The 8865-nt window shown below is 34.3% G+C and carries 10 protein-coding genes; 8 read left to right on the top strand and 2 right to left on the bottom strand.

Going from position 1 to position 8865, the window contains the following annotated elements:
* Positions 1-94 precede the first annotated feature (94 nt).
* The gene (locus ACESTK_RS18780) at positions 95-274 is read right to left on the bottom strand and encodes a hypothetical protein (protein WP_373120497.1); all 180 of its coding nucleotides are present in this window, start codon (positions 272-274) and stop codon (positions 95-97) included.
* A 245-nt stretch (positions 275-519) separates the two neighbouring features.
* Here ACESTK_RS18780 and ACESTK_RS18775 point away from each other — a divergent pair, with 245 nt between their 5' ends.
* The 3 genes from ACESTK_RS18775 (at position 520) to ACESTK_RS18765 (ending at position 3854) form a co-directional block, all read left to right on the top strand.
* A complete protein-coding gene (locus tag ACESTK_RS18775) occupies positions 520-1458 on the top strand; it encodes a hypothetical protein (protein WP_373120496.1) in 939 nt (312 codons plus the stop codon).
* 30 nt (positions 1459-1488) lie between these two features.
* Positions 1489-2118, top strand: coding sequence for a hypothetical protein (locus ACESTK_RS18770; protein WP_373120495.1), 630 nt, complete (start codon positions 1489-1491; stop codon positions 2116-2118).
* A gap of 179 nt (positions 2119-2297) precedes the next feature.
* A complete protein-coding gene (locus tag ACESTK_RS18765; protein WP_373120493.1) occupies positions 2298-3854 on the top strand; it encodes a TIGR04076 family protein in 1557 nt (518 codons plus the stop codon).
* 181 nt (positions 3855-4035) lie between these two features.
* On the opposite strand, the gene ACESTK_RS18760 is transcribed toward ACESTK_RS18765, so the two are convergent.
* Complete coding sequence (locus tag ACESTK_RS18760) at positions 4036-4302, bottom strand: hypothetical protein (protein WP_373120492.1); 267 nt, start codon at positions 4300-4302, stop codon at positions 4036-4038.
* 299 nt (positions 4303-4601) lie between these two features.
* Here ACESTK_RS18760 and ACESTK_RS18755 point away from each other — a divergent pair, with 299 nt between their 5' ends.
* The 5 genes from ACESTK_RS18755 to ACESTK_RS18735 all read left to right on the top strand — a co-directional run bounded on the left by ACESTK_RS18755 (position 4602) and on the right by ACESTK_RS18735 (position 8540).
* Complete coding sequence (locus ACESTK_RS18755) at positions 4602-5291, top strand: Ig domain-containing protein (protein WP_373120491.1); 690 nt, start codon at positions 4602-4604, stop codon at positions 5289-5291.
* A gap of 1069 nt (positions 5292-6360) precedes the next feature.
* Positions 6361-6585: a helix-turn-helix transcriptional regulator gene (locus ACESTK_RS18750; RefSeq protein WP_148462963.1), complete on the top strand. Its 225-nt coding sequence runs from the start codon at positions 6361-6363 to the stop codon at positions 6583-6585.
* Between the two features lies 1 nt (position 6586).
* A complete protein-coding gene (locus ACESTK_RS18745; protein WP_373120490.1) occupies positions 6587-7159 on the top strand; it encodes a hypothetical protein in 573 nt (190 codons plus the stop codon).
* 2 nt (positions 7160-7161) lie between these two features.
* Positions 7162-7548 carry a hypothetical protein gene (locus ACESTK_RS18740; protein ID WP_373120488.1) on the top strand — a complete coding sequence of 129 codons (387 nt, stop codon included), beginning with the start codon at positions 7162-7164 and terminating at the stop codon, positions 7546-7548.
* A gap of 74 nt (positions 7549-7622) precedes the next feature.
* On the top strand, positions 7623-8540 hold the full coding sequence (locus ACESTK_RS18735) for an Ltp family lipoprotein (protein ID WP_373120487.1): 918 nt from the start codon (positions 7623-7625) through the stop codon (positions 8538-8540).
* Positions 8541-8865 lie beyond the last annotated feature (325 nt).

Raw genomic sequence — 8865 nt, 5'->3', positions numbered from 1 at the left:
CCATAAAAATAACCTCCAAACTGAGTAATTTTATCTTACATCAGTTTGGAGGTTTACACAAACTTTGGGATGCTCCCCCTTGCCTGATGATTGACTAACCTTTTATTTGCTGCATCAGCTTTTGGTACTGCTCGTCAATATGCTCTAAACTGCTTTCTGGATCATCCTGTTCCAAAGTAGCATTCAGGCAAAGTTGATTGTATACAGCAATTGCTATGAGCTGATCGGCAGGAAGGTTAAGTGCTTCCTCATCTGTGATTTCAATGAATCTCATATTTAGTTTTCCTCATCCATTATTTTGTGTTGATACGCTTACATATATTATACGAATGAGACTTGTTGAAATCACACGAAAATTGAAAAAAGTTCGAATTTTTTTGAAAATAAATTATTTTTCTAATGAGAAGTAGTTTATAAGGATTGGACGAATGATAGGCGAAGCCCCTATTCCATCAATACATAGTTGTGGGAACTGGCGAAAGGCTGGTTCCTGAATATTAGAAGTCTGGGAGAAAATACATGGGATTGAAAGAAGAATGTATTGATATGATTAAGCTTATTCTGGACGATCTGAAAGAGTTTGATGGTGTTCCTGAAGATGCAGATTATATGTGTTATGAATTTGAAGAGAATAGTGGCGTATTTGTATGTCCTGATAATGAAGACATGATTTTGGATTCATTTTGTGAAGAGTGCGAAAACTGCCCTAAGAAGGATTGCTGTAAGAAAGAATATGTTCATACGGACCTGAACATTTGTGCTATGGATTTAGTAGGCTGTCTCAATAATGGTTGCTTTTCGATTGTATTCAATAAAAAGTCAGAGAGTAAGGGTATATTTACAATTAACAATCGGAGGCAGTTATTTGACTTTGTAATGGTTATTAAACACGAGGTAGAAGCACATAGAAATCGCTATGCGGATTATGCTAAGAAGATATTTGAACTGAAAAAATACGCCCAGGAATTTCTAAATCAAATGCAGGAAGATTATCCGGTGTTTAAGAAAGTTGGAAAGTCGCTTCCAATTATATATGAGTCTGATAATTATAAAAATGGTGATGGAGAATATGAGTGGAATATTGGCGGACACTTTATGGTGAAAGACGGTATACCTTTAATTTACATATATGAATGCTGGCGAGACATTGATGTGCTGAAAATAGCGGTGCGGCATGAAATTCTTCATTATTTGTTATTTAGGGTTAATGGGAATTACACTGATGATTCAGGATTTTTTCATTACTTCTGTGATAAATATGATGCTAACGCTTATATGGAAATGTCTGAAGCACAACAAAAACTATACAATAGTCTTACTGCGTATCCACAGCTTGTTAATTATGTGATGGAAGGCGAGACTTTGAAGATTACATATGAATATGAACATAAAGACGTTGAAGAAATTGTAAAAGATATACCATGGATTAATGAGCCAATTAGTAGTGTAGTTTCTTGATTAAAAGTTGAACAGAAGGAGAAAATTTATATGCAAGAAAATGATAATAATTCACTTGCAGAAACATTGGTAAATTACGAAATGCTTATTGAGATGATCCCTGAGTTGGGAGAAGTTGTCTATACAGGTATGGTAACGTTGGATGCAGCAAAAGCGGTATTCCAGGAGTTGTCAGAAGTAAATCAAATTGATTTCGTGGAATCGTTGGACTGTGTGAAACGGATGTTGCAACAACGTGATAGTAGAATCAAAGAGATGGAGAATGATATTGCAGCAAAGACTGTTGTGGAAACTCCGGCTGATTATATACCCTTGCAGAAAGCTAACAGAGACATGGAACGGCAGAATGAATTTCTCGAAGCAAGGATCAGAAAATTGGATAAAGAGAACGGACAGTTGAAACGTCAGCTTGCAGAGATGCAGAAAAAGCAAGATCCAGAACAGGAACGACTGAAGAAGATCCATGAGACTGTGCAGCTGTTTAGTGGAAAGACAGAAATTTATCTGAAGGAGATGGATAAATATGCTTGGTTGCTTGATGATTTGCAGAATATTCCGGAAGAGGATTTGGAAGAATATGTTAGAGCAATTAAGGCTGTAAAAAATTGGGCGGTTAGCATGGACCAGAAAGTTGACGGATTGATGGACAAAGTTGGATGAATAATAACTGAAAGATTTAATGTATGTAAAGAATCAGCATAAGGCTAATCAATATAATTTGAAAAACCTAATGCTGATTTTCTTATATATAATTATACTTAAGAGTAAGTGGGATTTATTGAAACAGTTTTAGGAATATCGTATAATATTGGTAAAAAAATAATGGGTGGTGTAGCAGTATGGTAAGGATAACAGTTCTAAAAAAACAATTCAATTCTGATATTGCAGAGCTTCTAAATATGGAAGAATTTAAGAAATGCACATTATTTCAGGAGGGACAAGAATTTGATACAGTTATACAGAAGCCGGAAGGCTTTTGTGAAGATGCGTGGAAAATATTGTATCCCTTTATTTTTGCATTAAACCATGGAGCAAATGGTTTTGATGCTTGCGAAAATTCATTAAGAAAATTAACTGAATTGGATATTGAAGAGCCGGTAATTTGTTGCTGCTGCAATGGTATTCATCCAGTTGTGTTTAAAATTGATAAAATTGAAGAAAAAGAGCAGGATGAGGCTTCTGATGTCAGTATAGAAGTATGTGAAGAAGTAAAAGAACTGGCAGAAGATAAAGAACAAGTTGAGGAAAACATAGGAGAAAAAGATAAGGAATCCGTTACAAGTGAATTAGAAAATAATATTGAGGCTGCGGATAGAAACAAGCAAGTAGTAGCTGATAATGTAGAACAGAACGTTGAAAAGAGAGTGGAAGAAGAACTGGCAGTTTCTGTGTATGAAGACACAAAAACTATAGAAATTCTTGATAGATTTGAAGGATATAAAGGAAATACCAATAAACCATATAAAAGATTAGTGGTTAGAAACGGTTCTCGTATTTATGGAGATTATTATTTTCATTATGTTATAGAACGTGGACACAAAAAGGAATATGTTGGAGATATAACTTTTACATCTTTTAAAAAGAATGAAACAAGTGATTTGGAAAATCATGTGAAAACTGAGCTAAAAAGTTGTGACATAAAGAGATATCTTGATAAGGATCAATATTTCAGATTTAAAGAGCCATTTCATTTACGTGCACAAAATAGCCATAATCGTACTGGGTATGGTTGGGACTGGGATTGGTCATATGGTGTAGGAAGCTATACTGAAGGTACTTTTTATGGCGAAACTACAGATTATATTTTCTCTGGTGTGTATATAAGTAGCGATTGGTTATACGAAAAATATAAAAGAATGCCTATGGAAATAGAAAACGATGAAAATAGCAAATTAGACACGGACAGTACTGAAGTAATGAATGAGATAGTAAAACAGGACGATGAAAACAATCCGAATGTGGCGTCATTAGAAGGTGAGGATAACATTTTAGATCAGGGGGATAAAGAAAAAATTGAGGTTATTTGTGATGGGAAAACGATAACTACAAGGATAAAATTAGAAGAACCTTATGGTAATTATGTTATTTTACAGGGCTATCTAAATGGAAAATATAAATTGCGTACATATATTGGTGGTAAATTTTACAAAGAAAATATTAAGGACAAAATAACTGCGGATATTATTTTAAAGGTTCCGTGTGCTGGAAAAAGCAAAGGATATATCACTTTACATGCAAAGGAGGCGCACGAAACAAAAGAATTGTACCTTAGCAATGATATTTATAGAAAACATAAAGATAAAATTGCAGAGAAAGTAATTAATTCATATAAAAATGTAATTGATGCTATGGAAGAATACAGGTATGGGTTTGATAGAGGCACTAAATCATACTAATCAGTAATGGGCGCCGAATATAGTTGATGATGAACGGTTATAAAAATATTTAATATAAGATAAAATTTTCCAATAAAATATCAGTTTTATGGAGATATTTTTGAGAATAAGTTATAGGTGCGTATCGGGATTTTTAGACGGTAAGAAGCCCAGGGGAAAATGTCCCACTGGGCTAAGAATCTTATTTGATGGAAGCTAAGAATTTTTCACAGGCTTCATAATTGATGGCTACACGTAACTGGAAGTTTGTGCAATGATCGGTAGACGTGGAATCGCCTGGATAAACTTTTTGCTCCCAGAAGTGAAGTAATCCTTCTTTTTCCATATCAAGCATACATTTTTCAATTTCCTCATTTGAGAATTTGTCTGAAGAAATATTGATGTGATAGGGGTAATTACCAGGTAAGAAGACCTCTCGGAGCAATAAAGCTGCCAACTGTGTGTTCATTTTGAAACACTCCTTTCGTCATATAATGCAGCAATTATACAACAAGTCAGCGGTATATTTCAGTATCATTTGGTATCAACTTCAAATTTTTCGTTTGATGCTTGTGGACGTAAGTATAACAGGAATGTTATATAGGATTCTATATTATAGCAGATGTAGTTTGAGTAAATACGTCAAAATTGATGATATAGTTACGGATAAAAAATAGAAAAATATCTGAATAAATTGTAATTAATACTTCTGTATCCTCAACAATAATGATACAATATGAATATTAAAATTGTTGGGAGGAAGTACGAATGAAAAAAATGAAAAAGTTACTATCAATTATTGCTGTATTACTGATGGTTTTTTGTATGACCATTCCAGTATCAGCGGCAGGAAAAATCAACAAAAGTAAAATTATACTATTAACTGGACAAACCATACAGTTAAAGGTCTCAGAAACAAGTGGTGGTACGACATGGATTTCAAGTAAGAAATCAGTAGCTACTGTCAATAAATCAGGCAAAGTGCTTGCTAAGAAAAAAGGATCTGCAATAATTACTGCAAAGGCAGGAAACAAGAAATATACTTGTAAAGTTACAGTTGAAACACCGAAGCTGAATAAGAAAAATGTTACATTAAAAGTGGGAGAGAATATCACTTTGAAAGTAACAGGAACTAAACAGCCTGTAAAATGGAAATCTTCAAGAAAAAATATTGTTACTGTAAAAAATGGGACAATTACTGCTAAAAAGGCAGGAACTGCCAATGTTACAGCAATGGTTCTTGGAAAAAAATTTACATGTAAAGTTTCTGTAAGAAAAACTCCTACATCTAATAATGCAAGACCGGAAATACCAACAGCAGGAAGTGGGGTATGGATTCCTAATTCTGGAAGTAAATATCATAGGTATTCTAGTTGCAGTAATATGAGAAATCCAAGAAACGTGTCTGAGAATCAGGCAATTAGCATGGGATATACGCCATGTAAGAAATGTTATTGATATTACTGAGTTTGCTTGATTGAAACTAAAGTGAATATATTAACAGTATGTAGCCCAGAGGAAAATGTCCCACTGGGCTATTGCTTTATCTTTAGACCGAAAGCCTACTTGATATTCTAATCGTCTTGGATCACAGATAATATATAGCAAATCCTGCTGCCAAATATCTTCCGGTAATGGGGAACGAAAAAAGTATTATGCTGGCAGCAGGTTTTACGACTAACAGCTATTCTGACAGGTGAAAACATCAAAAATTATATGGGATTTAGACATATTGAATATCATTTGCGTATAGAGGGAATTACTCTTTTGGGTAAAAAGATTAACGGTTAAGCGATTTTTGATAGTGGATAAATGCTGATATTTACTGTGTTTTTCGGAGTTGGAATAACGTTTGCGTATAGGGGGAAATTAAGTTTTGGAGATTATAAAATTTTAACAGGCGAAAAATGCAGTATTTTCAAGGCGTTGCGGATTTTGAATAACGTCTGGTATATAGAGGGGAATAAAAATGGTATTGAGCAAGAATGCAAAATTGGCGAATAAGCAAAAATCGACCTTTGATAAAGCCAATAAAAATAAGGGGTTTTCAAAGGTGCAACAATTACCACGTATAGAAGAGATTACCAAAATGAGTAAAAAACGGATGCATTAGCAAATTTTAATGTCCAACAAACCCAGTAAACATAAGGGATTGTGAAATTAGAATAAATTCCACTTATAGGGGGAAATATCAAAACCTAGCATTATGGTGCAACAAGAACTTTTGGACAAATCATTGATTTTGCCAACAAATATAAGCGTTAACCAAAGGTCTAATAACTTCCCATATATGGAGAGAACAAAAATGTGATTCTGGTTTACTGCATTCAGCATTTTTTGACATGTGGCAACACCATATAAAATAAGGGGTTGTAACACATTAAACAATTTCTCTACTATGAAAGGGATTACCCAAATAAGTAATCAACAAGAAAACTGAATATGGAAAAATATAGGGGCGTGCCGGTGATTTGGTGCGTTCTTTTATTATGCGAAAAATTATATTAACGAAAGGAGCAACATAATTATGAAGTTATTTGAAATTGTAAAAAAGTACCTCGAAACTAACGGTATTTCTATTCGCTATTTTTCTGACTGCATTGGTGTGAGTCCGAATGTAGGCGGTAAATGGCTACGTGGAGATATTAAGAAACTCCCGGCTGAGAAGATGGAAAAAATATATGCCTTCCTGAATGAAGAATACCATACAACAGTTGATGAAATGAAACTAACAGATAAGGAGAACAAATAACATGAACAACAATTTTAACATAAATGACTGGGTGAAAATCACCATGAAGAACAAATCAGTAATCTGCGGTCAAGTTACAGCATTTGGTAAAAAGCTTGTAGATGGTGAAGAGCATGACTTCTACCAGGTTCGTGTGCTGGATGATCGTGAGACTACAGTATTTGATGTGCAGATGCAAGCTATTGAAAAGGTGTACACTCATGACGAACTTGGAGAAATGGTCATTGAAATTGCAGATAAACACGGAATTAATGTGGAAACGCAACCAGATTCTAATAATAAATTAGCTGGTAGTATTTGGGGAATAACCGGACATTGGAAGGAGCTATCAGAGGACGAGAGAAAAGTTGTGTGTGAGTATTTTGGAAATCCTAAATGGTGTACTGTGATTATAGAAATGGCAAATGCGTTTTATTCTGCATACATGGGTGCGCTGGGAGAATTACAAGAAATTGTAGAAAAACAAGCCGAAAAAGAGAAGGCTGAACAGGACAAAGCTCCCACCAGTTTGATTGAAAAGTACTATGAAATGAGCAAAAAATCCCCTTGTTTATGGTATGGAAAGGATATGTAATCATGGCAACATACAAATCACTAGAATCTCTGAAATCTGCCATTCTTAAAGAAGTCCGTTCCGCTGTAGATGCAGCCGCGCAGGAATCAAAGAATGTACTTCAGAAGAATGTGGATGAATTTTACTCTATCCCGGAAGGACGATATCACAGAATTGGAATGCTTCAGGCAGCGCCACAACTTGACTCTGTGTTTGAAAACAAGAATGGAGCTATGGCACAAGTTTCTATTAACACTGGTACACAATATGATCCTGCTGGAAGAGATACGGAGACAATCTATGGTTATGCTGAGGCTGATGGTCTGATTGGTAAGGGGCATTTCTGGGAAAGAAGTAAAGAAGAGATTCCAGGAATACTTGAAGAAGAAATTAAGAAGAGGCTGGGCTAAATAATAGATATTACTTTCATATTCTAAACAATGATGGTACAATATTTGTATCAAATTATTGGGAGGCAATGCACATGAAGAAGATGAGAAAGTTACTATTAGTGGTTTCAACAGCTTTTATGGTAAGTTCAACTACAACTTTATCTGTACTAGCGGAGAAAATTAACACAAATGTGACAACTGAAGATGTTTTTTCAATTTGTGAATCATTATGGGCGGATGCAGAAGAAAAAACAGACTCAATGAGCCATGAAGAAATGTTTGGAGATTCGGAAGAGGATAGTGATGGGGAAAGATACTATGAAGGAGTATTAGAAAAAATATATGATGAAAAAATGAAAGAATTTGATAATATTTCTCCTGGAGATAATGTGTCAATAGATGCTTACATATTAGAAACTATTGAATTACCGCAGGGAATGGATTGGCAAATAGATGGGGTGAGAAAATCTGGTGCTTATCGAATAGAGATATCTTTATCTGATGATGGAAAATTTCCTGAATATGATGAGTTTGCGATGTTTATAAGAAGTGATGATGAAAATGTTATGGAGTTTAAACAAGGGCAACATGTTACTGTTCAAGGCATATTTTTAAAACCTGGAGCAATATCTGCATTGGATTATTTGTATGATTGTTCTATTACGGAGTATGGAACAAACGTGGCAGATACAGAAGTAAAGAACGAAGCCGGTGAAAATGCGACTTTGGGAGAAAGAAATGCTCTGCAAGCTGCTCAAAATTATTTATCATTAATGCCATTTTCCTATACTGGATTAATCAAACAATTAGAGTTTGAAAAATATACTACTGAGGAAGCAACGTATGCTGCTGATAATTGCGGCGCAGATTGGTACTCGGAAGCGGAAAAAGCAGCAGAAAGATATTTAAATATAATGAGCTTTTCCAGAGATGGATTAATCGAACAATTAGAATTTGAGGGGTATACCAAAGAACAAGCTGAGCATGGAGTAAAAGCCGTAGGGTATTGAGGTGAGAAATAATGACGCATAATAAGAAAAGAAAATCTATAATATCAATGTTATTGCAAGCTTCATTTACTGTTTGTTTCTTTTTTATTAGATTGGTTTATGAGTCTATTAGAGATTATAAACCAATGAACTCTAAAGGAAGAAAAATAAGTAATGCTAATAAAAGAAGACATAAAAAATTGTATTAGTTATGCCGGGGAGAAATCCCCGGTATTTATTATAGTGTACAATATTTTGGACTTACCAATATTTATAAACACATCAAAAAGTCTTATTTTATCTGTGAAATCTGACGTTTATTCGAAAATATAAATATAAAAATATA

It is taken from the genome of Ruminococcus sp. Marseille-P328, assembly GCF_964249465.1.
In the GTDB taxonomy this organism is placed as follows: Bacteria; Bacillota; Clostridia; order Lachnospirales; family Lachnospiraceae; genus Blautia_A; species Blautia_A faecis.
This window is presented reverse-complemented; position numbering and strand designations above follow the sequence as displayed.

Excerpts from the sequence above, each read along its gene's own strand:
- ACESTK_RS18740 (WP_373120488.1), top strand. The coding sequence starts at position 7,162 with ATGGCAACATACAAATCACTAGAATCTCTGAAATCTGCCATTCTTAAA.
- ACESTK_RS18780 (WP_373120497.1), bottom strand. The coding sequence starts at position 274 with ATGAGATTCATTGAAATCACAGATGAGGAAGCACTTAACCTTCCTGCC.
- ACESTK_RS18765 (WP_373120493.1), top strand. The coding sequence starts at position 2,298 with ATGGTAAGGATAACAGTTCTAAAAAAACAATTCAATTCTGATATTGCA.
- ACESTK_RS18745 (WP_373120490.1), top strand. The coding sequence starts at position 6,587 with ATGAACAACAATTTTAACATAAATGACTGGGTGAAAATCACCATGAAG.
- ACESTK_RS18750 (WP_148462963.1), top strand. The coding sequence starts at position 6,361 with ATGAAGTTATTTGAAATTGTAAAAAAGTACCTCGAAACTAACGGTATT.
- ACESTK_RS18760 (WP_373120492.1), bottom strand. The coding sequence starts at position 4,302 with ATGAACACACAGTTGGCAGCTTTATTGCTCCGAGAGGTCTTCTTACCT.
- ACESTK_RS18735 (WP_373120487.1), top strand. The coding sequence starts at position 7,623 with ATGAAGAAGATGAGAAAGTTACTATTAGTGGTTTCAACAGCTTTTATG.
- ACESTK_RS18770 (WP_373120495.1), top strand. The coding sequence starts at position 1,489 with ATGCAAGAAAATGATAATAATTCACTTGCAGAAACATTGGTAAATTAC.
- ACESTK_RS18755 (WP_373120491.1), top strand. The coding sequence starts at position 4,602 with ATGAAAAAAATGAAAAAGTTACTATCAATTATTGCTGTATTACTGATG.
- ACESTK_RS18775 (WP_373120496.1), top strand. The coding sequence starts at position 520 with ATGGGATTGAAAGAAGAATGTATTGATATGATTAAGCTTATTCTGGAC.